Consider the following 24,234-nt stretch of genomic DNA (forward strand, 5'->3'; position numbering starts at 1 on the left):
ATATTCAGCCCTTTCAAATTCAGAGTTTTTCTAAAATGATGGAATAAGTGCAGAGCTCTGGAGCCTGTTTCAGTCAGACTCCAGAGTTCAAAAAAAGATGGCGCTATCCCTTACAACAAACGCACGCCACCGAATGATTCGGTTCCACTTCAACCAGCGCCGGTGATTGATGGGCGCATTCATCCAGCTTGTACTCTGAATGACAGCGTTCATAGAAAACACATCCATTGGCGGTCATCGGTTTCTTTTCGGTCAATTCAACTTCCACATCCTGCCATTTCTTATCGAGCCTTGGAACGCAGCTCATCAGCATACGGGTGTAAGGATGCACCGGGTTGTCAAAGATTTTCTTGGTCTCACCGATCTCGACGACGCTCCCCTTATACAGGATAACAGCCCTTTCACTGATGTAATACCCCAGCGAGAGGTCATGGGTGATAAAGAGAACAGACAATCCTTTGGAGCGTAAATCAGACAGTAGATTCAACACATCAATGCGGGTAGATGCATCCAGCATACTGATGATTTCATCTGCCACCAGGAACTTGGTATCCAGAAGAAGGGCACGGGCAATGAGGAAACGCTGGAGCTGTCCGCCGCTGAGCTGGTGGGGGAATTTATTCAGCACATGTGCCGGATTCATACCCACCGATTTCAAGGCAGTATCCACCCTGCCTTTCCATTCCGATGCCGGAATATGCGGGAAGAACTCTTCATGCAAAACGGAGAAAATTCGATCCGCTTTGAAGATGGGGTTATAGGTGCTGAACGGATCCTGGAAGACACCCTGAACATGGCGGTAGTATTCTTTCAATTCACTGTCTTTCAACAGTGACACATCTTTATCATTGAAATAGATTTTTCCGGAAGTGGTGGAGATCAACCGCAGGATCATCTTTCCAATAGTGCTTTTTCCGCTGCCGCTTTCTCCAATCAAGGAGACAATTTCGCCATCATGGATATCAAAGCTGACATTTTTGACTGCTTTTAAATCTTTGCCGCCGAACGTTCCCGTTTTGTAGGTTTTGGTGATATCTTCGATTTTAAGCATGAGCTTTTCCCTCCTTCCAGCAGGCAAGGAAGTGACCTTTCTCAATTTCGACAAACGGCGGAACCTCAGCGCATTTGGCAAATGCCACCGGGCAGCGGTCGCGGAACCGGCATCCTGTGGGAGGGTTCAGGAGCAAAGGAGGATTCCCTGGAATGCCCGCCAATCGGTTCTCACTGATCCTTACTCCCACTGTAGGAAGAGAAGAAATGAGCAATTTTGTATATGGATGCCGCGGCGCCTTAATGATAGTTTCTGTCGAAGCCTTTTCAGCCAGTTGACCGGCATACATGACCATGATGGTATTGGCGGTTTGATACAGGATGGAAATATCATGGGTGATGAGCATGATACTTTTAACGATCTTTTTATCGCGGAAACCAACCAGCATTTCAGCCACAGCCTTCTGGCTCGAAACATCCAACGCCGAGGTGACTTCATCCGCCAGTAAAAGAGAAGGATCGAGCAGCGTCGAAATCACCATGACCATGCGTTGTTTCATACCGCCGGAAAGTTCGAACGGATACATGTTCAGAACGTCCGGAGAAAGCTTAACCAATTCAAGGCGGTTTTTAACTTCGGGGAGGATTTCTTTATAGTTCTCACCGCGGGATTTTAATAAATCTTCCACCATGCGGCCAATCTTCTTGGTGGGATTCATGGCATTCATGGCATATTGTGGAATGACGGAAATCTTTTTGTAGCGGAAGGGATTCATCTTCTGGGTATCATGAATGGGAAGCTCTTCCCCATCCAGGAAGACACGTCCACGGATGTATTTCATGGGAGCATGGAGGTAAATCAGACTGTTGCTGAGGGTGGATTTCCCGCAGCCAGATTCACCGGCCACACCCATGATTTCACCGTCTGCCAGAGAAAAGCTGGCGTCTTCTAACGCACGTACATTTCCGGCGATTGTTTGATAATAAATCGTGAGATTTTCTATTTTCAGGCTCATGATTACATCTCCCGAAGTTTGGGGTTGAACACTTCATCGAGCCCTACGTTCATCACATACAGACTCCCAACAATACACGTGATGGCAATACCTGGTGGAATGAACCACCACCAGACACCAAGCATCAGAGCGCTCCACTGAACTGCCAGGTTCATCATGGTACCCATGGAAACGCCTTCCGTCGGGCCAAGCCCGAGGAAGTCCAGTGTGGCAGCATTTAAGATGGAATTACCGAACATCAGGATGAAGGTCATGAACAGGTAGGATGCCATGTTGGGGGCAATCTCTGTGAAGATGATCTTCATCGAGCTCATACCGCTCATTTTTGCCAGCCCGACAAAGTCGCGCGTCCGCAAGGAAAACGTTTGTGAACGGATGGCGCGCGCCGCCCACGGCCAGGAGGTCAGGCCGATGAACACTGCTTCAATCAGTACACCGCGCACGGGAATGTACGCCACCAGAACGAGGAGCAAGGCCAGTACGGGAATGGTCAGCACAACATTTGTCAAGATGTTAAGGACTTCATCCACGGCACCGCCGCGATAACCGGCTACAAATCCGATCAACATTCCGAGCAATGTGCCAATAACGCCGCCCACGATCCCTACGAGGAAGGTGGGAGCCAGACCATAGACAAACTGGGTAAATACATCTTCACCAAAGGTTGTGGTTCCGAACCAGAATTCCTTCGATGGGGGAGCAGAAGACGGACCTACAAAATCCGCCGGTTTGTATGGGGTAAGATGCGGGCCGATGATCATTAGCAGCAAGAAGAATAAAAGGACGGCCATGCCGATGCGCAGTTTTGTATTGCGTAAGGCAAAATAGAGAAGCTCGTTTTTCTTTTTCATTCCGCTCCTCCAGTCATGCCGGCGCGGGTGCGCGGATCAATCAGGATATAGGCAATATCTACTACAAAGTTGGCTATCAATACACCGATGACCACAAAGAGGAAGCATCCCTGAAGAAGGAAATAATCCTGGTTATGAATAGCCTGAAGGATCAGGTATCCAATACCGGGATAAGCAAATACAACCTCGGTTGCCAGAGCGCCGGTGACAATCACCCCAATCTGCAAAGCCACACCGGTTACCTGCGGCAGAATGGCATTGTTGTAGGCATAATTGCGAATCAGCTTTCGGGGGGCGCCCAGCGCTTCAAGGAAATGAGAGTAATCTGCCTCGAGTTCATAAATAATCAGGTTGCGCATGCCGATCGCCCAGCCGCCAAATTGAACGATAAATAATGAAAGGAATGGCAGAACCCAGTGATTGAAAAGACTCCAATAGAAATCCCACGTGTAACTGGGTTGCATGGAAAAATCGTATCCGCCGCCAAGCGGGAATATGCGAATGACAATACAAAAAACCCAGGCCAAAAGAATACCAAGCCACATGTACGGTACTGCTGTAAGAATGTACCCGATGGGTAACAGAGTGTTATCCAGGTTTTTATTCCGGGCCGCCAGAGCTCCGAATTTATTGCCCGCAAACCAGCTCAATAAAATTGAGGGCAACAGTAATGCAACATCATACGGAAGAGCGTCTTTGATGACTTGAATCACAGGTGTGGGGAAAAGGAAGATACTGGTACCCAGATCCCCGTGGAAAATGGCAATCCAAAAGTTCAGGTATTGCTTCCAGATGGGCTGATCCAACCCGAAAGCATCCATATAATATGAATACATCTGCGTTACGGCTGATCCACGCAGGCCGGCCCGTGAGATCATAATATCCACCGGGTTGCCTGGCATAAAACGCGGAATCATCCAGTTGATCGTCACCGCTATAAAAAAGGTGAGCGCATAGATCAGCAGTTTTCTTCCAAAATAGCGCTTCACGGAACCTCCTCTTATCTCCTGAAACCGTATAAAAAACCACCCCTCCTTCACCCTGAAACACCGATGAAGGAGGGGTGTAAAAGCTAGAGATTACTTCTTTGCAGCGGGTTCGAGATTGAGGAGCATCTGGATACCAGACATGTTCACATAACCGCGCCACATGGCGGGCAGAGCATGATTCTCGCCGTCAGCGGAAGGCCAGTTGGTCCAAACAGACTCATTGTACTGAGCCCACAAACCGTTGTACCACAACGGGATGGTCGGCATTTCGGTCATGGTGATCTTCTGCAGTTTGGTGGTGATTTCTTTGATGGCAGCATCGTCACCAAGTTTGACTTTGTCAAGCTGATCTACCAGGGCGAAAGCTTCTTTGTTGTCGTAGCGGCCGTAGTTGCCGTACTGGGCAGTGGCGATTTTGTCCAGAGGATTCTGGAAGATCCAACTGTAGTATGACCAGACGGTGGAGCTCATCTGGGCTTCGTTCTGCAGGGTCAGATCAAAGGTGCCCTTCAACTGGGCATCGCGCCAGGGGCCGTAATCCGGGTAATCGGGTTCGATGTTCAGTCCAATGGCTTTGGCATCGCGGGAGATGATCTGAATGGCAGCCATCCAGTCAGTCCAGCCGGAGGGGCAGGTGACTTTCAGAGCAATCTTGGAACCATCGGGGGCTTCCAGGAATTTATCGCCATCAACATCTTTGTAACCGGCATCGGCCAGGATCTTCTTGGCTTTTTCGGGATCATAAGACCAACCGAGTTCTTTCACCTGGTCCTTGTCAATGTATTTATCCCAGATGGGGAGCAGACCGGTGGGATCGGCGGCTTTAACAATACCGGTGTAATCTTTTTCAACGATGTCGTTGATGTTGATCATCCAGGCCAGGGCGGTGCGGAATTTAACATCGTCCATGGGTTTCTTCTGTTCGTTGATCAACAGTGAGGCAACATTGGCAGAGAGCATGTACGGTGCTTCTTTGTAGTAGGTTTTAATACCGTAACCACCGTTCACGAGAGAAGCCACACCGGGCAGGAAGTTGTTGCTGAGGTCTAGACCACCCTGAAGCATTTTACCTAAAGCAACGTTGTTGCTGCCATTGACGATATCCACAATGTATTTCGGGGCGGGCAGTTTGCCAAAGACATCTTTACCCCACCAGGCATCATTGCGAACCCAGACCATGCGGTCCTGATCAGCAGCCTGGAATTTGTAGGGGCCGGTACCAACGGGATTCTTGTTGGCGCCACCGGTGATATCTTCCAACTTCATCTTGCTCCAGATGGCTTTGTTGAGGATGGGGGCAAAGTAGAAGTAGAAACCAATTTCCTGGTAGGCAGGATTTTCCTTGAATTTGAAGACAACCGTGTTGGCATCTTTGATTTCGATGTTATCAAGGAATTTCCACAAAGCGGAGTAACCGAGGCCGGCTTTGGTATCGCCATTGGGGTTGGCAATGTCGAAGGTGAATTTAACATCATCAGCGGTCAGAGGCTGTCCATTGGTCCATTTGACGCCCTGGCGGATTTTCACTTCGTAGGTGGTCGCATCAGTCCAGTTGGCTGATTCAGCAAGGTAGGGAGTGAATTTATCAGCCAGAGGATCATAGATGAACAGGGTTTCATAAACCAAACCGATTGTACCGGTAGCATATCCGCCACCATTCAACGGGTTCCAGCTGGAGGGAGCGCCCCATTGAGTACCGCTTGTGTACAGGGTCTCATTGCGAGGATATTCAACCGCGGCGGGAGCAGCCGGGAGGAAAGCGGTCAAAACCATGGAAAGCGCTACAACGATGAAAATCAAAGTCTTCGGTAGTTTCTGCATCACATCTTCTCCTATAGTCAAATAAATCATCTATAGTATGATTATTTTGGAGACCCGACCTCAGGATTCGGCCTGGTCAGGTTTCCGCCGACGGGGCGCTGATTCTTTTCCAGAGGAATTCAGCGCCTTTTTTCTACACAACATGTATCCCTCTTCCTTATCCTTTTCTCTTACCATTGCCCGAACTAAATGTCTACGGGACTAAAATAACCACCTCCTTTTAGACCAGATTATTTTATAGTTCTGAGTTTTTCTTAAGAAAATCTAGAACCTCGTCAACTTTACAAAAAGCCAGGGCTGTTACCGTATCGGCTCCACCGTAGTAAATGGCAATTTTGCCGGTGCTTTCCTGGTAAAGCGACGCGCAGGGGAAAGCCACATTGGGAACATCACCCACGCATTCATAGATCGTCTGCGGTGAAAGCAGATAGGGGGCGCTGCGATAAATGACTTTCCAGGGTTGGTCAAGATCAAGCAAAGCAGCCCCAAAGCTGTACACAAAGCCGTTGCAAGATGTGATGACACCATGATAGAAGAGCAGCCAGCCTTCTTTTGTTTCAATGGGTGTCGGACCAGCGCCAATTTTGGTGCTCTGCCAGCCGTCTTTCGTCCCCATGACAAAACGGTGTTCCCCCCAGTGGATCATATCGGGGCTCTGGCTCAGGTAAATATTGCCAAAGGGTGTATGACCGTTATCGCTGGGGCGGCTGAACATGACATATTTGCCATTGATCCGGCGGGGGAATAACACCCCATTTCGGTTGTATGGCAGCAGGGCATTTTCAAGAAAATAGAATTTTTCAAAATCGTAGGTATAACCCAGTCCAATGGTAGGGCCGTAGAATCCGTTGCACCAGCTCACATAGTAGCGGTCTTCAATCCAGGTTACCCGGGGATCATAACGGTATTCGAATTTTGCCAGTTCAGGATCAGTATGAATCCATTCGATGGGATCGTTTTTAAGGGTGAAATGAAGACCGTCTTTGCTGGAACCGCTGTGCAGGTTCATTTCGCGTTTTTTATTGTCTACGCGGAAGACACCCCGGAATTCTCCATTAAACGGAACAACGGCACTGTTGAAAATGCTATTGGACGAAGGGATCAGATCACGGGGAATGATCGGGTTCTGACTGTAACGCCAGACAACATCTGAACAGCCGGCGGGACGGTCTTCCCAGGGAAGGAAATGTAAGGTTGGATCAATTGCCATTTAATGCCTGTCTCCAAATAAAGAAAAATGCGGATATCTCTGGTAATTCAAACAATCTCTTGAAGATCACTTTGAAAATCATCATTCTGAATTTTTGAGGAGATCTTCACCACAGGAAGATCGGATGATCAATTCTGTGGGTAAAACAAGACTTCGTTGTGCTGTGGCCGGATGTTCTATCAAATCAATAAGCATATTGACCACTCCAGCACCTATCAGATCAATTGGCTGCCGAATAGTCGTCAACGGAGGGGTGGAACGGGCAGCCAGGGTAATGTCATCAAAACCAACAATCGCTACATCTTCGGGTACAGAAAAACCGGCATCGTGGAGGGCTCGAATGGCCGCCACCGCCATGACATCACTGTTGGCGAAAACAGCATCTGGTTTGTATTCGATCAACTTCTGCATGGCCGCATAGCCGCTTTCATCCGAGAAATCGCTGGTTACAACCAGGGAGGGATCATAGGGCAGGCCGAGTTCAGCCAGGGCAGCTTTATAACCACGCAGGCGGTCAACACCCACAATCACATCGCTGGGACCTGCGATGGTTGCAATGCGGCGGCGTCCCATTTTATACAGGTACTCAATAGCCATGCGGGCCCCATTGTAGTTATCCACATCTACATAACAGGTAGTCTCATCATTGGGATTTCGGCCAACGGCCACAAAGGGGAGTTTGCTTTCCGCCAGCGATTGAATGATCGAATCATTCAGTGACATGGACGCAACAATCACCCCATCAATCAGGCCGTTGAATAAAATCTGATGGATCATGCGGCGTTCAAATTCTGGAGTCGCCAGCCAGAGCATGATGGAATAGTCACGCTGGCTGCAGGCAGAAGAGATACTCTGGATCAATTGTGGATAAAACGGGTCTGTAAACAGGGAGACAACTCCCAGGGGGATGATCAAGCCGAGAATGTGAGTCTGCCCGGAGGCCAGACCGCGGGCCGCGAGATTGGGCTGGAAATTCAGCTCCGTAATCACCTTCTTTACCCGCTGCCGGGTGGAAACACTCACGTTGACATCACCGTTGATCACACGGGAAACCGTGGAACGGGAGCAACCGGCTATTCTGGCAATGTCTTCTAGGGTGAGTGTCATGGTTTTTTGGGGGTTGGGAGCGCTCTCATAAAGTGGGCAAAATTTTACCCTTGCGGGTAAAGTGGTAAACCTTATGAGATTCAGCAATGCATCCAATTGGGAGCGCTCTCATACTTAGTATAGTTTTTTTAAAACCAGAGTCAAGTACTTTATGACGTATGTCACCTCTATTTCATGACAGCTTACATTCTTTCTTACATTACTGCAGCAGTTCCTGTTAACATTTTGATGCACCCGGATAACACAATCTTTACACAGCCTTATTAAGCAGTAAACATTCGCGATGTACCCTCTAATGGAAGATTTTTATCCAAAGGTGAAATCAAATGGGACTCGCTGACCTTCACATTCACAGCATTCATAGTTACGACGGTACATCAACCATACCGGCCATTTTGAAACATGTTTCTGATAACACCGATCTCGACATGATTGCCATCACCGACCATGACAGTATGGAAGGCGTAAAGCAGGCGGAAGAACTGGCTCCACTTTATGGTTTGAATGTTATCCCGGGGTGCGAAGTCACCTCTGCGCAGGGGCATGTACTGGCATTGTTCATTAAAAATCGCATTCCAACCGGGCTTTCATTGATTGATACGCTTCTTCTCATCGGTGAACAGGGGGGATTGGCTGTTGCCGCCCATCCGGAAGCCCGTGGAACCAGCAGTCTAACATATAAGGATATTCAAGAAGCCTGTAATCATCCCTTTGCCAGCCAGATTCTGGTAGGGGTTGAAGCATTCAATGGCGGACTGGTATATACCCGCAGCAATATTCCAGCCGCGGTTGAATCAAACAATCTCCCGCTTGCCTGTCTGGGCAACAGCGATGCCCATATCCTTTCAATGATCGGTCAGGGAGCCACATATTACCCTGGCGGTTCTGTGATGGATTTGCGTCTGGCGTTAAAGCAACGGCAAACGCGAGTGGTGATGAATAAAAACCTGGGAGGAATGCAGGTACTGACGTCTTATATACCCCGATACCTCCTGAGAATGCTGGGATGGGCTGTTTGGAATGAGAATCCAGCCAAACCGCTAAAATATGCGAGGATAAATACTCTGTCACCGCGTCCCAACAATCACGTTGGAAGACTCCTGCATCAAATGATTTTTGAATACTGATACCTACCACCTTCTTCTTATTTCCTCGCTTTCCTTCTCCCTGATCGCAGTCAGGGAGAAGGCGTTTTAACTGATTGAGGCTATAATCATCGGCATGTTAACCAATGATTTACCAGATCCAATATATGTGGATACAGCAGAAAAGCTGAGTTTTCTGGCCGCCAGATTGAGCGGTGTACCTGTTTTTGCTGTTGATACCGAATCCAACAGCCTGTTTGCTTATCGCGAGCAGGTATGCCTTATTCAAATTTCGACCCTCGAAGAAGATTACATCATTGATCCACTCGTTCTACATGACATGTCTCCTCTGGGTCCATTGTTTGCCAGTGAAAAAATTGAAAAGGTTTTCCATGCCGGTGAGTATGATTTGATCTGTCTTAAACGGGATTATGGATTTGAATTCCACAACCTTTTCGACACAATGATTGCCGGACGCATTCTGGGTCGAGAGGTAATTGGACTTTCTGCCATGTTGGAGTTGGAATTTGGAATTACGCTGGATAAAAAATGGCAGCGAGCCAACTGGGGCATCCGCCCCATCCCGCCAGCCCAATTGGCATATGCCCGAATGGATTCGCATTTCTTGATCCCTCTCCGGAACCGTTTAAGACAGGAATTGGAGGATGCTGACCGTCTTGAACTGGCGGATGAAGATTTTCACCGCCTGGAACGTACCCCCATCCCACAGATAAACACAGAAAAAGAGAACTGCTGGAAACTGGCAAACCGGAAGGATATGAGCAACAAACAGGTATCTGTGCTGTACCGGTTATGCGATTACCGTGAAGAACAGGCCCGGCGTGCCAATCTACCCCCTTTCAAGATCATGTCTAACGACACACTTGTGGCTGTTGCCCAGGTTTGCCCTTCAAAAATGGAAGAACTGACCGACATCAAGGGACTTTCACCGCGGTTGATCGACCGGTATGGAAAAGGCTTATTAGAAAGCGTATCCCATGGTCTGCACAGCGACCCGCCCCGGAGGCCGTCTAACGGCCGGAAGGATGACGAGTTGATCCAGCGTCTCGATTCATTAAAAAGCTGGCGAAAAAAGACGGCGGCAGACCTGCATGTAGAATCAGATGTGGTGCTGCCGCGAGAAATCGTGGAACAGATCGCCGGTGTTAATCCCCGAACATACAGTGAACTGGCTGCCCTGATGGCCAATTTTCCGTGGCGGCTGCAACGCTATGGAAAAGACATCTTAGAAACATTGAAGCCCAAGGAGCTCGAATGAGAATCCACTTTTTTGGTGCAGCTCAAACCGTAACCGGTTCAAAATATCTGATTGAGGTAAATGGCAGGCATTTATTACTGGAATGCGGTTTCTTCCAGGGGAAACGTGGAGAAACCTATGAAAAGAATCTCAAGTTTCCTTTCAATCCCACCACAGTGGATGCGGTGATCCTCTCCCATGCCCATATTGATCACAGCGGTAACCTTCCTAACCTGATCAAGAAAGGCTATGAAGGAAAAATCTATGCCACTCCGGCCACTGGCCTGCTGGCGGATATCATGCTGCAGGATTCAGGGCACATTCAGGAAGCTGACGCCGAATATGTGAATACCAAACGGGCGCGTAAAGGTGAACCGCCCATCGAACCCATTTACACACAGGAAGAAGCTAAACACGTTGCCAGCCATTTTGAGGTGAAAGAATACAATCAATCCTTTTCTCCCATTGATGGTGTAACCGCCCATCTGGTGGATGCCGGTCACATTCTTGGCTCAGCGGCTGTGGTTCTGGATGTTCAAGAAAACGGGAAAAAATACCGCTTCTGGTTCTCAGGCGATATCGGCCGTGATAATCTGCCCCTTCTTAACGATCCGGTTATGCCAGACAATCCGGATTACCTGATGATGGAATGCACATACGGCGATAAACCCCATTCTGACCCGGAAGAAGCCTACCGTGAATTTCGCGATGTTGTGGCTCGAACCATCAAACGCGGCGGGAAAGTAATTATTCCGGCTTTTGCTGTTGGCCGCACCCAGGAAATTGTTTACAGCCTTAACCGCATGTTCAGTGACGGCGAGTTAAAGCCCGTACCGGTGTTTGTTGACAGCCCGCTGGCTGTGAATGCCTCCAAGATATTCCGTGAACATACAGAATACTTTGACGATGAAACCCAGAAGTTCATCCATCAGGGCAACCACCCGGCGCTGGATTTTCCAATGCTGACTTATATCCAGTCGGTGGATGAATCCAAGAAACTGAATGAACGCCGCGACCCGATGATCATTATCAGTGCATCTGGCATGGCAGAAAATGGCCGCATTCTGCATCATCTGGCCAATAATATCGAAGACGCCAAAAACACCGTGACGATTGTCGGCTGGCAGGCACCCTACACCCTGGGAAGGCGTCTGGCTGACCGTGAACGTGAGGTGAAGATTTTCGGGGAAGAGTATCAACGCCGGGCAGAAATAGCCACCATTGGCGGCCTGTCTGCCCATGCCGGCCAGGATATGCTGGTGCGGTATGCCCGGGCTGCCGGATCAAATGTCAAAAAGATTATTCTGGTGCACGGCGAGCAGGATGCTGAAAGTGCACTGGTGCAGAAATTTACAGAAAATAATTTTGCCCCGGTGGAATACCCGATGGAAGGTTCATTCATTGATTTGCCGTAGTTTTTTCCTGCTATAATTGGCATTCTTGCGGAGAGGTGCCGGAGTGGCCGATCGGGGCGGTCTCGAAAACCGTTGTGGCCCTTGTGGTCACCGTGGGTTCGAATCCCACCCTCTCCGCCTTTTGTTTAATACTCTTTTCTGGTTTGAATCCCACTCTTTCAGAGCGCGGGCAGCCCTCTCCGCCTTTTGTTTAATACTCTTTTTGGGTTCGAATCCCACTCTTTCAGAGCGCGGGCAGCCCTCTTCGCCTTTTGTTAAATACTCTTTTCGGGTTCGAATCCCACTCTTTCAGAGCGCGGGCAGCCCTCTCCGCCTTTTGTTAAATACTCTTTTCGGGTTTGAATCCCACTCTTTCAGAGCGCGGGCAGACTTCATCCTCTGATTAAATAACAAACCCCAGGGGTTTTAAAAACTCCTGGGATTTTTATATTAATGACTACTGGAATGTACCCTGGCTGAAGTAATTATTTCGAAATGATCTTTCCTGAACCAGAAATGGACTGAGTGATGTGTGGATTGCCGGTATACGTCAGGTTGCCGCTGCCGGATATATTTAGATCCAAATTATCGGTGGCATTGACACTCGTTTTTCCTGATCCGCTGATATTGATGGAAGCCGACTTACTGGTCAATCCACTCAGATCACAATCTCCAGAGCCACTCACATCGAGGCTTTCTGTTTCAACGTTTCCTTTGAGTGCAACAACGCCCGATCCAGACAAATCGATATTTAATGTATTTGCAGTCAGGTTCTCAAAATCCATGCGACCTGAGCCGCTGATGTTGGCGTCTAGCGTATCCGTTTTGATTTCCTTTGATGAAATGGATCCCGATCCTGAAAGGTCTAAGCTTTTCAATTCTTTGAGAGTCACTTCAAAACGCATCGGTTTCCTGGGATTGAGGAACGCCAGTTTTCTGGGATCCGCATAGATATGAAGCGTATTGCCGCGTACTTCCGTGATGATATAGGGAACCAGGTTATCTTCCGCTTCTATTTTCAATGATTCTTCGTTTCCCTGGGTGATAATCAAATCGCCCGGAACGGAAAAAGCCATTGAATTAAAGTGGCTGACATCTCGATTTTCTGTAATTATATTTCCAGAACCCCTGACGATCGTTGTCCCGCAGGCGGAAAGACCGAATGCCATCAAAATAAGACAAAATACCGAAATCAATTTTTTATTCACAAACTATCTCCTGCTTAAGTAAAATTTCTTTATTCAATAACCAACATGGTTTTGGCCAATCCCCCGTGCCAACGGCCAATTATTCTGGCCAGATTCAACGTTCCAATCGCTATCAGAATTCCAATAAGGCTGGAAACCAGTCCCAATACAGGATCGACATAGTACTGTGAATACCCAATGGTCATGATTGGAAAGGGAATAAAAAGTTGAGCCAGCGGAGCTGCAATTAACCCCAGAGAGAGGGCAATCAAGATAATAAACAGACTGAAATAAATCAACCCCAGCGGAAGCATCAGGATCATATAGAGGATTGTCAACCAGGTGTGCCGGCTTGAAACCAGCATTTTAAAACGTGCCCACCAGCCAAGATTGGCATCAACAAAAACTGGCCGGCGCGGCATTCGCACACCCAGAAGCGCTTCCACAATCCGACCTTCCACCAGACCGATGCCCTGTATGGAGAGTAAAAACAGACCAATAAATGGCAGACTGATGATCAATACCAGCAATCCGGCAGAAAGAGACAGGCCGGTCATAGCCCAGGTGAAATACAGGATACCGGTAATCAACGAAACCAGCATGTACACCAGTGAGCTCCAGGCTGATGGGTCGGCAAATACGCCGAAAAACCGATTGAAGAATGAATTCTTCCCTGATGAAGACACCTTCGGTACATACGCAGGATGCACACGCGCTTCGATTTTTCGGTAATCTGCCGCAAATTCCTCTGGCGATCCGAATTCTTCAATGATACCGGCCAGAGCATCAGTTTCATTACTTCCGCCTCCACTCTGCCGGATTGTTTCAAGGCTGTTACGCAGATATTCTTCGGCATCTGACAGCGCATCCTGCACAGTGGCAGAATCACAGCCTTCCAGATTTTTCTTTAATTGATAGAGATATTCATCCACACTTGTTATCATTCCAATACCCTTCTACTTCCTGGAGTCTCCAGGAGAAACGTCCCTGTTTTCCTGCAATATATTCTCAACATATATACGGGTTTTTCCCCATATTTGTCTCCACCGGTTCAATGCCTCCCGTCCCATATCTGTGATCTGGTAATAGCGTCTTGGCGGCCCGGAGACAGATGGCTCAACCAGGCTTGAAAGCAATCCGCTGCTTTCAAGCGATCTCAATGCCGGATACAAGACACCCTGTTTGACCGTTGTATCGCTTTGTTCGTCACCCAGAACTTTGGCAATCTGATACCCATACATTGGTTCTTGCGTTTTGTCCAATACGGCAAGCAGAATCAACGAGGTAATGCCGGCGTGCAATTCTTTTTGGAACTTTTTATCCAATGAATCCAATTCTGACAATTTCTTTTCCTTTCATAAAATCAAGTTACAGCAGAAAATCTCCAGTATTTGAAAACCGTACTATTGATTACTTGGTAGTAGTAACTTGATAATAGCATCTATTTCATACTATGTCAAGGATGAAATAGTTTCAGAACCAGATTTTGCTATCGGGAATCCAATTCCTTTTCACCTGTGAAGCGTTTGTATTTCAAAACAAAATCCCCCTGCCTGACAGGTTAATCAACATTTTTCTGAACAGATTCAAATATTAAGAAGAAATTCTTCCATGGAAAACCAGAGGTGAATAGACTCACCTCTCATGGAAGAATTAATAATTCGGTTTATTAGAAGAATTTATACTTTTTCGGTAACCGGAAGCATGCCTTCGAGGACCATTTCAATGGCCATCGTGTGGCTGCAGCGGCCGCGAGAGTGGAAGAAATCACAATCGCATGTCCAGGTACCGTGATCATACATCACGGTATGCGGATTGTTTTCACCTTCAAGTGTAACAGTAAGAGCATCAAAATGTATGCGAGTTCGTTCCTGCGCATATCGTTTGGCTTTTTCAATTTTTCCGATCATTCCATAGTCCATGGGGCAAATCCTTTCGACAAACAGGATAAGAAAAAGGCACGCGAAATCAGGCGTGCCTTTGGTTCACTACATCGGGATGAAAAAAACTTCTCGCATAATGATATGAATTTTCCTATTTGTAGTATAGGCAATCGGATTTGTAGAGTCAATGAAGAATTTCTTAATATTTCTGGATAATGTTCTGGATGATTGACTATTCAATCAAGTCACACTAGAATCGGTGTGTACTTCATGGAAGCCTGACCCCCGGATGGGCAGGCTGAAAAAGCGAAACCGGTGACGCTTACGAGCCAGTCCGGTGCTGTTGCGCAACTGTAGGTCAGTGATTCTGACAAGCCAGGTCGCCGTCCATGAATTGTTCACCGCAACCTCGCAGATAGGATACGTGAACTGGCTGACAAGCCCGTTTGATTTCTCTAACCTGCCATTGCGGCAGGTCTTTTTTTATTTTTACGGAGCGAACAAAATGAAATTTTTCCACCGGCGATTATTCACCCTCTTCTTACTAGCCACCAGTCTGTTATCTGCCTGCTCGCCTGCGGTTACCACCCCTCCTGCAGCACCTGCACAACCGACCCTGACCCCAGCACCAACCATCTTGCCAACAGCCAGTTCCATTTCCATGAAAGACGGACTGGGTCGTACAGTGACACTGCCACACACCCCGAACCGCATTATTTCCCTGGCACCCTCAAATACTGAGATTTTGTTTGCCATTGGAGCTGGAAGTTTGATCGTAGGACGAGACAGTTACAGCGATTACCCAGAGGAAGCCAAGACTATTCAGGATATCGGCGGTCCCTCCTTTGGCAGCAGCATGGAGATGATCACCAAATTGCAACCCGACCTGATCCTGGCTGCAGAGATTAATTCAGCCGAACAGGTGGCAGAATTTGAAAAACTCGGTTTTACCATTTTTTACTTGACCAATCCTAAAGAGATTACCGACCTGTATACCAACCTGGAAACCGTTGGCCAATTGACGGGTCATGAAAAGGAAGCCGCCGTTTTGGTGGAATCCTTGAAAAACCGGGTGACGGCCGTTGATAATAAAATAGCCAAAGCGGCATCCAAACCGAAAGTGTTTTATGAAGTGGACGGAACCGATCCCGCCAAACCCTGGACGACCGGTCCGGGTTCATTTATGGATAAGATGATCATCCGTGCGGGCGGCCAGAACGCCGGCGCTGGTCTACCGATTCAATGGGCACAGATCAGCCAGGAAGAATTGATTGTTCAGGATCCTGATCTGATTCTTCTGGGAGATGCCAAATATGGAACGTCTGCTGAAATGGTGAAGAAACGTGCCGGATGGGAAGCCATTAAAGCTGTCAAGAACGATAATATTATTTCTTTTAACGACGACCTGGCCAGCCGGCCTGGTCCACGCCTGGTGGATGGGTTGGAAGCATTGGCTCAAGCCATTCATCCCGAGCTTTTTAAATAGAATGCGCAAAACTTCGCCTTTCCTGATCGCCAGTCTTGTTTTAGCCGTTTGCCTGATGCTTTCAGCCGTGATAGGTAGTGTTTCCATTGACCTGACATCCTTTTTCACGATCATCGGTTCGGTATTGAGCGGTCAGACAGTACCCCTGACATTACAGCCGCTGGTGACCATTCTCTTTTCCCTGCGGTTTCCAAGAACCGTTCTTATCGCCTTAACAGGTGCTGCCCTAGCCGGAAGCGGGGCTGCCTATCAGGGACTCTTCCGTAATCCACTGGCAGACCCGTACCTGATTGGCGTCGCATCCGGTGCCGGTCTGGGAGCTGTGATGGCCATGACCATTTCATGGCCGCAACAAATTAGCAGCATGTTGTTCATTCCTCTGGCGTCTTTCGCCGGAGCATTGATCACTGTATGGACGGCGTACTTTCTGGCTAAATCAGGCAACAGTCTGCCGTCCACCAATCTGATCCTGGCGGGTGTGGCCGTCAGCAGTTTTGCCACCGCCCTTACGTCATATCTAATGCTGTATTCCAACCGTGAACTCCACCGGGCACTGGCCTGGCTGATGGGCGGCGCCTCTATGAGCGGCTGGGACCCGGTGACAGCCATGCTGCCGTATACCGTGATCGGGTTGGGTATTTTATTAACCTGTGGATACGCCCTGAATGTGCTGCAGTTTGGAGAAGAGCAGGCCCAACAGCTGGGGATGGATGTCAAACGCATCCGTCTGCTGGTGATTTTTGCCGCCACACTTACAGCAGCAGCAGCCGTTTCGTTCAGCGGTATCATCGGATTTGTCGGACTGATCGTACCGCATCTCATCCGTATGCTGTGGGGATCCGATTATAGAAAACTCATTCCACTTTCCATCCTGGGGGGCGCCGCATTTCTACTCGCAGCAGATATCATTGCCCGGCGGATAGCCGCCCCGCAGGAAGTTCCGGTGGGAATCATCACCGCCCTTACCGGAGCTCCCTTCTTTTTATTCGTTTTGCGCCGATCCCGGCGCCAGAATGTGTGGTAATTATGCTGACCATGGAAGATGTATCCATCCGCCTGGGGGGCAAATCAATCATAAAACAGGTCAACCTGTCTGTTCCCGAAGAATCAATACTGGGGGTTATCGGTCCAAATGGCGCCGGTAAAACCACCCTGTTGCGGGCGATCAGCGGAACGATACCACTATCAGATGGGAAGATCACATTTCGTGGAAAAGATCTGTCTAAATTATCGATATTGGAACGGGCCAGGCAAATCGCTGTAGTTCAACAGGCCCGTCGGTTGCCGGGAGCTTATACCTGCAAAGAAACTGTATTGATGGGTCGCACTCCCCATTTGAACTGGTTGGGACATTTTGAAGAACGTGACCGTCGCCTGGCTGTTGAAGCCATGCGGCGCACCGGCACACTGGATATGGCGGACCGTTTGATCGGCGAGCTATCAGGCGGCGAACAACAGCGGGTCTTGCTGGCGCGCGCCCTTGCTCAAACCGCTCCAATATTACTGCTGGACGAACCAACCACCCATCTTGACCTGCAATACCAGTTAAACCTGCTTAATCTGATCCGTGACCTTGTCAACCACGGCGGTTTGGCCAATTCTGACGCTCATTTGACCGTGATCCTTACCCTGCATGATTTGAATCTGGTAGGCCGGTATGCCGACCAGGTGGCTGTAATGGTCAAAGGCAGTATCCAATCTGTGGGAACCCCGATGGATGTAATGACACCCGATACTCTTAGTCCGGCCTTTAATGTTCCCCTGCGGTCTATCCCGCTGGATGGACAGGATAAGAGTCCGTTCATCGTTCCGGCAAATTTATAATAACAGGATGGTCAATATAAATCTCCATGCCGTTTTCAGCGTGGAAACCGGGGTTAAGAAATTTCGACTGGATATTCCTGAAGGAACACCAGCCGGAAAAGCAATTCTGCAAATCGTTGCCCTGTATCCGGCATTACGAAAATACTGGATTACAGAGGATAACGGATTGTCTGAACACGTCTTTGTGGTGCTTAATGGTAAGGATATTTACACCTACCCGGAGGGATTGCAGACCCTTCTTACGGCAGAGGATACGCTGGATTTCTTCTCTCCTCTGGCCGGCGGTTAATTCAGGTTATTCAAATTCCATCCCGAAAAGAACGTACTCCTCGTTAAAGCCATATTTCCGGTAGAATTTTTGAGCAAGGTGGTTTTCATTTTCTGTTCCCACCTCAAGTTCATCCATATTTCTGCGGCGGGCTTCTTCTTCGGCTGCTTTCATCAATGCATGCCCGATTCCCTGCCCGCGATAGTTTTTGTCTACCACAAGCTCATTCACCTGGGCGGTTCCGACCCGGTGGAAAAACGTTTTGTAAAAAACAATTGAAATAAATCCAGTTACTTTGCCATCAGAATCGTAAACAAAATTGGCATACATATCTGGATGGTCAATCATGGTATTAAATAATTTCCAAAAATGGCTTAGTTGAAATTCCTTCTGAATGCCGGAAGCTTCTGAAAGCTGATTAATGAGCTCAACAACAGCTGGAAGGTCTTTATCTTCACAAAATCGGACGGGCATACCTGACTCCTTCTACTTTGTTCATTCCAGGCACCATACATCACCAATCATAATGCAGAAATTCTCAAGATAGCAACCCGTGTTACCAGTATGCAATTACCTCAGAGCAGAAAAATGGCTGATTTTCGTTTGATAACATATCGCTATGGCAGAAATTACGAGAATACAATCAGAAAAAAGATCGGAAGAATCATCAGTAATATGGAAGCGCCCTGAAGCAAGTCGCAGTAAAATAATTTACTGTAGTAAAAAATGTTACTTATCATTCGATTAGCGTATTGAAAGGAAATATCATGGGACAGTATCCCTCGGATGAATTAAAGAACTTGCTTTTGCCTGTACTTGGCGCCGGTTACCTGATGATGCGCGCCTCCGATCCAGCGAAATCTGCCATCAATGAAAAAGACGTCATTGCCACCATCGGATCTCTCGAAGAGGCCCGTGAATTATTTCCCTGTTCTACAATCCGTGATCTGGCAGATGGATTCAAGGCTCTGGCCGATGGAAAATTGCAGTATGACCGTGGCGAAGTAACCTTCGTGGAGGAACCCGGCCGCCTGGTGCAAAATGTCCAGTGGCAGTCGAGAGTGGTGGATGCCATCGCCAGCTCTGCGGAAGCCAAACAATACCGCTATCTTGTGGCTTTTGCGGCTGAAAAAGCCGCCTGCGCCAATAAAGAAGGTGGATACAAAGGCCCCGGCGGACAAACGCTCACAGAAGCCGAAAACAAGGTGCTCACCCAATTAAAATCCGGCATGGCGATTAAATAAATCATTCAGCCAAATTACAAAAAAGAGAAGCCGAGGCTTCTCTTTTTTATTGTTTTATCCAACTACTTTCGTGTGAACATCAAACACCGGCGGGTTTTCAATGGTCTTTTTCACTTTGCATTGATCCGCTGAACGAATAAGAGCGTCGTGGTATTTTTCAGGAAAAGACGGCGGAACCTGGATTTCGATGGAGACTTTTTCGAGATGACCGGTTGCTCGATCAGATTCCATGGTTTGCACCAGGCGGATACCTTCAACCGGCAGGTTATGCTGTTTGCAAAAACTCATGACATAATACCCGGCACAGGTTCCGAGTGACGCCAGAAAAACCAGAAACGGGGATGGAGCTGAATTCTCACCACCGCCGGCAACCGGTTGGTCGGTTGGAATGGTAAACCCGCTGAAATGCGCGTCTACCTTTGTGCCGCCGGAAAAATCAATCACCATTTCCATAATGTTTCTCCAATCTACTCTAAATGTTTTACCTGAAAGGTATCAAAATCACGGGCAACAACGGCTTCTGTAAAGACAGATTGTGCCTCTGCAATGACATCCTTTTCCCGGTAGCGCCGGGAAATATGTGTTAGATAAACAGAGCGTACCCCGGCTTTCAAGGCCAATTCAGCCGATCGTTTGGCGGTCATATGAGAAAACTCACGGGCCATGTCTGCTTCTTCTTCCAGATAGGTGGCTTCAATCACCAGAGCATCGGCGCCCCGGCAGATGTCTACCAGACTGTCTACTTCGCCGACATCCCCCACCACCACCAGACGAGTACCCGGTTTATAGTCACCCAGTACACTGGCAGGGTCAATCGTTCTTCCATCCGGCAAGGTGACAGGATTACCGGCCACCAGATCCCGCCGCCACGGACCAGGAGGAATTCCCAGCGCCTCTGCCTTTTCAGGTAGAAACGGCTTGTGGCCTTTTTCTTCAAACACAAAACCCAGGCAGTCGGGACCACGGTGTTGAACGTTGAAAGCCGATACGGTCAGATCATTTTCTTCAATAATTACACCGCTGGTCACCGGGATGAATTTTATGGGCATGGGCGCGGAAGCTCCACGCAGAACGACACTATAGAGCAAATCGTGAATGCGGTCGAGGGCATTCTTGCCCCCGTAAATTTCCAGCTGGTCAATGGTTTCCCAACGCATATAGGTGGAAAGCAGACCAGCCAGACCGAGAATATGGTCAAGGTGACTGTGAGTGATCAGTATCCGGTTCAGCCGTTTGAAACCAATTCCACTCTGAAGTATCTGACGCTGGGTCCCTTCACCACAATCCACCAGATAACGCTGGTCATCATGCTTTACAACCAGGGAAGGCAAGTTTCTACGGGCTGACGGTGCTGATGCCGATGTGCCCAGGAAGATTATCTCAAACAATAAATGACCCTTTCAACTGTGACATTCAATTTTACCCTAGAAAAACTGCGTCTAATTATTCCCAATGGTTTTAGCACTTCTTTCCTTCCAATACTTAAAAAAATGATGCATAATAAAAAAAACTTCATCACACCTAGGAGGGAATGTGAAACACCATAGAACCGCAATTGCCATATTAATGGTCTGGGTCTTCATGGCCTGTGCCTGCTCCGCCAATCCGGCACCCACACCCACCAGCACGCCTGAAGCAATAATGACAACAGTTGCACCAACCGCGGCCGCTACGGAGACTCTCAAGCCTACAGAGACCCAGGTACCCACCCAGACAGCGATTCCAACGCTTACGCCCACAAGCGAATCGGCGGGGATGGAAAAACTGGTAAAAAAGCTCTACGAAGACAAAATCATTACGAGTACAGAAGGAGAATATCATCATCTCGACGATTTCGATGAAGAATGGGCGCAATTGTATTATTACCAATGGTGGTATACCGATTACAGTCCGTCGAATTTCATAATTCAGGCAGATATGGAATGGGAATCGGCCAGTAAAACAGCCAATTTTGGTGATTCGGGATGCGGTTTTGTTTACCACACCGAAGACGCCGGCGACCATCATGCCACTTTCCTGATGATGGATGGCAAAGTTCAAACATACCGGGCGGTAAACAACAATTGGACCACACTAAAAGGTGGGAATGCCGGCCGGTTCAACACACCCAAAGATAAAGCTCATATGACTCTGGTTGTTGACAACCAGTGGATTACTGTTTATGTGAATGAAAAGAAGGTCGTTCACTTTCAAGATACAAAGCTCCAGGGAGGAAAACTGGCCCTTACACTCGCATCGGGAACGAACAAAGATTTCGGAACCCGCTGTATTATGAAAAACGTGGAACTCTGGGAATTACCGGAATAGTCGAAAACGTCCACGGATTGGTTATAATCATCCCGACAGAACAGTCGGGATTTTTTTATGCAAACCACTTTTATTTATAGATTTCTTCTCGTTTTTTTAATGGCAGTAAGCATTTTGACTGCCTGTACTTCTGCGTCACCCACTGTATCCGTCCAAACCACCGATACTCCTCAAAGTACTCTGATTTCGGAAACGGAAGAATTTAATACTTTCGTTATGAAAACAGCGACACCATTACCAACGCCAACGATTTCCCCAAAAATTGAAAGCATGCAGAAGGATATGGAAAAACTGGCGTACGATAGACTGGTCAGCAGCGCCGCAGGAAAGTATTACTCCGTACAGGATTTTACGGGTGAATGGGCCAAACTGGCATATTACCACTGGTGGCCTTTAAATCGTAAACCGACTAACTTTGCTATCCGGGCGGATGTTAACTGGGAAACTGCAATACCCAATGCCAATCCATCCAAAGCCGGATGTGGCTTTGTGTTTCATGAAAACGGCCCCGACAACCTCCACCTATCCTTCTTATCGATGGACGGGTATGTACGAAATTACCGTATGGAGAAAAGAGTCATTTCTGACCTGAAAGCCAATTACGCCGGCAAATTTGACTATCCGGCTGATTCTGCGAAAATTATGCTGGTGGTAGATTACCAGTGGATCACCTTTTTTGTAGATGGCAAACAAATCCTGCGGTTCAAGGATGACCATTTGAATGGCGGCGGGTTGGCTTTTGCCGTGGCTTCCGGTTCCAACAATAGTTTTGGGACCCGTTGCACATTCCAAAATGTGGAACTCTGGGAATTCAACTGATCGTTGATACACCCCATATCTGCAGCAACCGGATGTAAAACTGTGTCATCTTGACCAGGGATTTCACCCGGATGCGTTCATTAATCCCATCAAGTTCCAGGTCGTCTTCTGGTGGAACCAGCAGCGGGGTAAAGCGGAAAACATTTCGACAGATAGACGTGTAAAAACGGGCATCGCCCGGCCAGGGCTGCACTACCGGGGCAACAGGAATGCCATCGTACACTTCTAACACAGCCCGTTCGATGGTCTGATACGCCGCTGAATCTGGAGAGGATGGTTTGGGCGCCTCCCAGGCACGGTCAGATTCCGCCTGAAAAAGCACCCGTTCATCCTGAACAGCCTTGCGGATATGGTCGCTTACGGCTGCAATGGATTCACCCGGCATGAGGAATACATCTACCTCAGCATGTGCCTGTTCAAGCGATCCATTGAACAGCACAGGGATAAACTGTGTGGTGGAACGCATCTGAGCTTCGGGGTGTTTTAATATCAAAGAATGCGCCAGCCAGGAAAGCAGCCAGGTATTGGCAAAAATGACCTGCTGAGTATAACTGATTGCCCCGACCAGTCCCCTGTATGACTCGCGGATTTCTTTTAAGGAAGCTGGCAAAGGATGATCTGCCAGACGGGAAAGGGCATGTGAAAGGATATCCAGTTTGTTATCGGTACGTTTGGTGTTTTGAGTTGTGAAATCAAATCGGATGTGTCCGCGTTCTGATACACCAATGACAGCCGCCGAACCGGTCATTCCAGGGAAATAATCTCCGGCGATCCAATCGCCTTCATCCAACACCACTTCAAGCCGGACCCCCGCTTTTTTCAGGTATGCTGCCGTACGGCAGGCTCCCATCTTGCCGCCGGTAAGGCAGTCATGCCCGAATGACAGGTAAACTGTCCTTTCCGGTTTATACCCATTCCGCAGCATTGTCTCCACCGCCTGAAGGATGGCCACCATCTGGCCCTTACCCTGTAGTGTTCCCCGACCCCAGATAAATCCATCCTTCACCTGGCCTGAAAACGGCGGAACCTTCCATTTATCCACAGTTTTCGGGTCAACCGGCGGCACATCATAATGCCCGCTTAATAAAACACCGGGCAACTTGGGATTACGTCCCGGCCAGATATACAACAGTGAAAGATCCTGACTTGAGCGGACCTCCAGTGTGGTGTGAACCCTGGGAAACTGTTTCAACAACACACGGTGAAGGTTGAAGTAATCGTCCCGCATGGTAGTGGTCAGTTCGTCGGCAGCAATGGTTCGGCAGCGGATCACCTCTGAAAGATGTTCGGCCAACACATCTCCATCCACCTCTTCCAGTTCCACTACGGGGTAATCGGGCAGCGGACGGGCAAAACGGACAGCCGCAATCAACATGACGGCGGCCATGAATAATAGAAGGATGGTGAAGGCAATCAGAAGTTGAATAACCATTGGACACCAAGATAGATTGTATCAAAATCAACCCGTTGGGGAAAATCATAGAACAGAGCAGGT

General features: G+C 48.3%; 25 protein-coding genes and 1 tRNA gene. 11 read left to right on the forward strand and 15 right to left on the reverse strand.

The features are described from left to right. Positions 1 to 103: 103 nt before the first annotated feature. The 7 genes from LTAR_RS11950 to LTAR_RS11980 form a co-directional block, all read right to left on the reverse strand. Positions 104 to 1,051, reverse strand: a complete 948-nt coding sequence (locus LTAR_RS11950) for an ABC transporter ATP-binding protein (protein WP_062422466.1) — start codon at positions 1,049 to 1,051, stop codon at positions 104 to 106. Next, positions 1,044 to 2,006 carry an ABC transporter ATP-binding protein gene (locus tag LTAR_RS11955; protein ID WP_062422467.1) on the reverse strand — a complete coding sequence of 321 codons (963 nt, stop codon included), beginning with the start codon at positions 2,004 to 2,006 and terminating at the stop codon, positions 1,044 to 1,046. Before LTAR_RS11955 ends, LTAR_RS11950 begins: the two co-directional genes overlap by 8 nt. A 2-nt stretch (positions 2,007 to 2,008) precedes the next feature. Beyond that, positions 2,009 to 2,857 carry an ABC transporter permease gene (locus LTAR_RS11960; protein WP_062422468.1) on the reverse strand — a complete coding sequence of 283 codons (849 nt, stop codon included), beginning with the start codon at positions 2,855 to 2,857 and terminating at the stop codon, positions 2,009 to 2,011. Continuing rightward, complete coding sequence (locus LTAR_RS11965) at positions 2,854 to 3,846, reverse strand: ABC transporter permease (protein WP_062422469.1); 993 nt, start codon at positions 3,844 to 3,846, stop codon at positions 2,854 to 2,856. Before LTAR_RS11965 ends, LTAR_RS11960 begins: the two co-directional genes overlap by 4 nt. 90 nt (positions 3,847 to 3,936) lie before the next feature. Beyond that, a complete protein-coding gene (locus LTAR_RS11970) occupies positions 3,937 to 5,667 on the reverse strand; it encodes an ABC transporter substrate-binding protein (protein WP_062422470.1) in 1,731 nt (576 codons plus the stop codon). Positions 5,668 to 5,902: 235 nt separating this feature from the next. After that, positions 5,903 to 6,877, reverse strand: a complete 975-nt coding sequence (locus tag LTAR_RS11975; RefSeq protein ID WP_062422471.1) for a glycoside hydrolase family 130 protein — start codon at positions 6,875 to 6,877, stop codon at positions 5,903 to 5,905. Positions 6,878 to 6,958: 81 nt separating this feature from the next. Beyond that, positions 6,959 to 7,984 (reverse strand): LacI family DNA-binding transcriptional regulator, encoded by a 1,026-nt coding sequence (locus LTAR_RS11980; RefSeq protein WP_062422472.1) that lies wholly within the window; start codon positions 7,982 to 7,984, stop codon positions 6,959 to 6,961. Positions 7,985 to 8,310: 326 nt separating this feature from the next. Between LTAR_RS11980 and LTAR_RS11985 the strand changes: the two genes are divergently transcribed. From LTAR_RS11985 to LTAR_RS12000, 4 genes are all read left to right on the forward strand, one after another. Then, positions 8,311 to 9,111 (forward strand): PHP domain-containing protein, encoded by an 801-nt coding sequence (locus LTAR_RS11985; protein ID WP_062422473.1) that lies wholly within the window; start codon positions 8,311 to 8,313, stop codon positions 9,109 to 9,111. A gap of 94 nt (positions 9,112 to 9,205) precedes the next feature. After that, the gene (locus LTAR_RS11990) at positions 9,206 to 10,348 is read left to right on the forward strand and encodes a ribonuclease D (protein ID WP_062422474.1); all 1,143 of its coding nucleotides are present in this window, start codon (positions 9,206 to 9,208) and stop codon (positions 10,346 to 10,348) included. Then, positions 10,345 to 11,742, forward strand: coding sequence for an MBL fold metallo-hydrolase (locus tag LTAR_RS11995; protein ID WP_062422475.1), 1,398 nt, complete (start codon positions 10,345 to 10,347; stop codon positions 11,740 to 11,742). Before LTAR_RS11990 ends, LTAR_RS11995 begins: the two co-directional genes overlap by 4 nt. 29 nt (positions 11,743 to 11,771) lie before the next feature. Further along, a tRNA-Ser gene (locus LTAR_RS12000) sits at positions 11,772 to 11,859 on the forward strand. Positions 11,860 to 12,206: 347 nt separating this feature from the next. On the opposite strand, the gene LTAR_RS12005 is transcribed toward LTAR_RS12000, so the two are convergent. The 4 genes from LTAR_RS12005 to LTAR_RS12020 form a co-directional block, all read right to left on the reverse strand. Then, entirely contained in the window at positions 12,207 to 12,929 is a 723-nt protein-coding gene (locus tag LTAR_RS12005; RefSeq protein ID WP_062422476.1) for a head GIN domain-containing protein, read from the reverse strand. A gap of 29 nt (positions 12,930 to 12,958) precedes the next feature. Then, positions 12,959 to 13,852: a sensor domain-containing protein gene (locus tag LTAR_RS12010; protein ID WP_062422477.1), complete on the reverse strand. Its 894-nt coding sequence runs from the start codon at positions 13,850 to 13,852 to the stop codon at positions 12,959 to 12,961. A gap of 12 nt (positions 13,853 to 13,864) precedes the next feature. Continuing rightward, positions 13,865 to 14,251 (reverse strand): PadR family transcriptional regulator, encoded by a 387-nt coding sequence (locus tag LTAR_RS12015; protein ID WP_062422478.1) that lies wholly within the window; start codon positions 14,249 to 14,251, stop codon positions 13,865 to 13,867. A gap of 336 nt (positions 14,252 to 14,587) precedes the next feature. Beyond that, positions 14,588 to 14,830, reverse strand: coding sequence for an SWIM zinc finger family protein (locus LTAR_RS12020; protein WP_062422479.1), 243 nt, complete (start codon positions 14,828 to 14,830; stop codon positions 14,588 to 14,590). Positions 14,831 to 15,296: 466 nt separating this feature from the next. Between LTAR_RS12020 and LTAR_RS12025 the strand changes: the two genes are divergently transcribed. The 4 genes from LTAR_RS12025 to LTAR_RS12040 are packed head-to-tail and all read left to right on the forward strand — an operon-like array spanning position 15,297 to position 18,390. Continuing rightward, entirely contained in the window at positions 15,297 to 16,277 is a 981-nt protein-coding gene (locus tag LTAR_RS12025; RefSeq protein WP_139044534.1) for an ABC transporter substrate-binding protein, read from the forward strand. Position 16,278: 1 nt separating this feature from the next. Beyond that, a complete protein-coding gene (locus tag LTAR_RS12030) occupies positions 16,279 to 17,301 on the forward strand; it encodes a FecCD family ABC transporter permease (protein ID WP_062422481.1) in 1,023 nt (340 codons plus the stop codon). 2 nt (positions 17,302 to 17,303) lie between these two features. Beyond that, the gene (locus tag LTAR_RS12035) at positions 17,304 to 18,101 is read left to right on the forward strand and encodes an ABC transporter ATP-binding protein (RefSeq protein WP_062422482.1); all 798 of its coding nucleotides are present in this window, start codon (positions 17,304 to 17,306) and stop codon (positions 18,099 to 18,101) included. 7 nt (positions 18,102 to 18,108) lie between these two features. After that, a complete protein-coding gene (locus LTAR_RS12040) occupies positions 18,109 to 18,390 on the forward strand; it encodes a MoaD/ThiS family protein (RefSeq protein ID WP_062422483.1) in 282 nt (93 codons plus the stop codon). Positions 18,391 to 18,396: 6 nt separating this feature from the next. Here the strand turns inward: LTAR_RS12040 and LTAR_RS12045 are convergent, their stop codons facing one another. After that, the gene (locus tag LTAR_RS12045; RefSeq protein WP_062422484.1) at positions 18,397 to 18,843 is read right to left on the reverse strand and encodes a GNAT family N-acetyltransferase; all 447 of its coding nucleotides are present in this window, start codon (positions 18,841 to 18,843) and stop codon (positions 18,397 to 18,399) included. A 293-nt stretch (positions 18,844 to 19,136) separates the two neighbouring features. On the opposite strand from LTAR_RS12045, the gene LTAR_RS12050 reads away from it, so the two are divergent. Next, positions 19,137 to 19,613: a hypothetical protein gene (locus tag LTAR_RS12050; protein WP_062422485.1), complete on the forward strand. Its 477-nt coding sequence runs from the start codon at positions 19,137 to 19,139 to the stop codon at positions 19,611 to 19,613. Between the two features lie 54 nt (positions 19,614 to 19,667). On the opposite strand, the gene LTAR_RS12055 is transcribed toward LTAR_RS12050, so the two are convergent. Next, positions 19,668 to 20,066 (reverse strand): OsmC family protein, encoded by a 399-nt coding sequence (locus tag LTAR_RS12055; protein ID WP_062422486.1) that lies wholly within the window; start codon positions 20,064 to 20,066, stop codon positions 19,668 to 19,670. Between the two features lie 14 nt (positions 20,067 to 20,080). After that, positions 20,081 to 21,001, reverse strand: coding sequence for a ribonuclease Z (locus LTAR_RS12060; protein ID WP_062422487.1), 921 nt, complete (start codon positions 20,999 to 21,001; stop codon positions 20,081 to 20,083). 145 nt (positions 21,002 to 21,146) lie between these two features. Here LTAR_RS12060 and LTAR_RS12065 point away from each other — a divergent pair, with 145 nt between their 5' ends. Together LTAR_RS12065 and LTAR_RS12070 are read left to right on the forward strand one after the other, a co-directional pair. Further along, on the forward strand, positions 21,147 to 21,920 hold the full coding sequence (locus LTAR_RS12065; protein WP_062422488.1) for a LamG domain-containing protein: 774 nt from the start codon (positions 21,147 to 21,149) through the stop codon (positions 21,918 to 21,920). Positions 21,921 to 21,977: 57 nt separating this feature from the next. Then, positions 21,978 to 22,739 (forward strand): hypothetical protein, encoded by a 762-nt coding sequence (locus LTAR_RS12070; RefSeq protein ID WP_062422489.1) that lies wholly within the window; start codon positions 21,978 to 21,980, stop codon positions 22,737 to 22,739. Here the strand turns inward: LTAR_RS12070 and LTAR_RS12075 are convergent. Then, the gene (locus LTAR_RS12075; RefSeq protein ID WP_062422490.1) at positions 22,732 to 24,171 is read right to left on the reverse strand and encodes a M20/M25/M40 family metallo-hydrolase; all 1,440 of its coding nucleotides are present in this window, start codon (positions 24,169 to 24,171) and stop codon (positions 22,732 to 22,734) included. The genes LTAR_RS12070 and LTAR_RS12075 overlap by 8 nt on opposite strands. Between the last annotated feature and the right edge of the window lie 63 nt (positions 24,172 to 24,234).

The sequence above is a fragment of the Leptolinea tardivitalis genome (genome assembly GCF_001050275.1).
GTDB lineage: Bacteria > Chloroflexota > Anaerolineae > Anaerolineales > Anaerolineaceae > Leptolinea > Leptolinea tardivitalis.

Excerpts from the sequence above, each read along its gene's own strand:
- LTAR_RS11950 (WP_062422466.1), bottom strand. The coding sequence starts at position 1,051 with ATGCTTAAAATCGAAGATATCACCAAAACCTACAAAACGGGAACGTTC.
- LTAR_RS11955 (WP_062422467.1), bottom strand. The coding sequence starts at position 2,006 with ATGAGCCTGAAAATAGAAAATCTCACGATTTATTATCAAACAATCGCC.
- LTAR_RS11960 (WP_062422468.1), bottom strand. The coding sequence starts at position 2,857 with ATGAAAAAGAAAAACGAGCTTCTCTATTTTGCCTTACGCAATACAAAA.
- LTAR_RS11970 (WP_062422470.1), bottom strand. The coding sequence starts at position 5,667 with ATGCAGAAACTACCGAAGACTTTGATTTTCATCGTTGTAGCGCTTTCC.
- LTAR_RS11975 (WP_062422471.1), bottom strand. The coding sequence starts at position 6,877 with ATGGCAATTGATCCAACCTTACATTTCCTTCCCTGGGAAGACCGTCCC.
- LTAR_RS11980 (WP_062422472.1), bottom strand. The coding sequence starts at position 7,984 with ATGACACTCACCCTAGAAGACATTGCCAGAATAGCCGGTTGCTCCCGT.
- LTAR_RS11985 (WP_062422473.1), top strand. The coding sequence starts at position 8,311 with ATGGGACTCGCTGACCTTCACATTCACAGCATTCATAGTTACGACGGT.
- LTAR_RS11990 (WP_062422474.1), top strand. The coding sequence starts at position 9,206 with ATGTTAACCAATGATTTACCAGATCCAATATATGTGGATACAGCAGAA.
- LTAR_RS11995 (WP_062422475.1), top strand. The coding sequence starts at position 10,345 with ATGAGAATCCACTTTTTTGGTGCAGCTCAAACCGTAACCGGTTCAAAA.
- LTAR_RS12010 (WP_062422477.1), bottom strand. The coding sequence starts at position 13,852 with ATGATAACAAGTGTGGATGAATATCTCTATCAATTAAAGAAAAATCTG.
- LTAR_RS12020 (WP_062422479.1), bottom strand. The coding sequence starts at position 14,830 with ATGGACTATGGAATGATCGGAAAAATTGAAAAAGCCAAACGATATGCG.
- LTAR_RS12025 (WP_139044534.1), top strand. The coding sequence starts at position 15,297 with ATGAAATTTTTCCACCGGCGATTATTCACCCTCTTCTTACTAGCCACC.
- LTAR_RS12030 (WP_062422481.1), top strand. The coding sequence starts at position 16,279 with ATGCGCAAAACTTCGCCTTTCCTGATCGCCAGTCTTGTTTTAGCCGTT.
- LTAR_RS12035 (WP_062422482.1), top strand. The coding sequence starts at position 17,304 with ATGCTGACCATGGAAGATGTATCCATCCGCCTGGGGGGCAAATCAATC.
- LTAR_RS12040 (WP_062422483.1), top strand. The coding sequence starts at position 18,109 with ATGGTCAATATAAATCTCCATGCCGTTTTCAGCGTGGAAACCGGGGTT.
- LTAR_RS12045 (WP_062422484.1), bottom strand. The coding sequence starts at position 18,843 with ATGCCCGTCCGATTTTGTGAAGATAAAGACCTTCCAGCTGTTGTTGAG.
- LTAR_RS12050 (WP_062422485.1), top strand. The coding sequence starts at position 19,137 with ATGGGACAGTATCCCTCGGATGAATTAAAGAACTTGCTTTTGCCTGTA.
- LTAR_RS12055 (WP_062422486.1), bottom strand. The coding sequence starts at position 20,066 with ATGGAAATGGTGATTGATTTTTCCGGCGGCACAAAGGTAGACGCGCAT.
- LTAR_RS12070 (WP_062422489.1), top strand. The coding sequence starts at position 21,978 with ATGCAAACCACTTTTATTTATAGATTTCTTCTCGTTTTTTTAATGGCA.
- LTAR_RS12075 (WP_062422490.1), bottom strand. The coding sequence starts at position 24,171 with ATGGTTATTCAACTTCTGATTGCCTTCACCATCCTTCTATTATTCATG.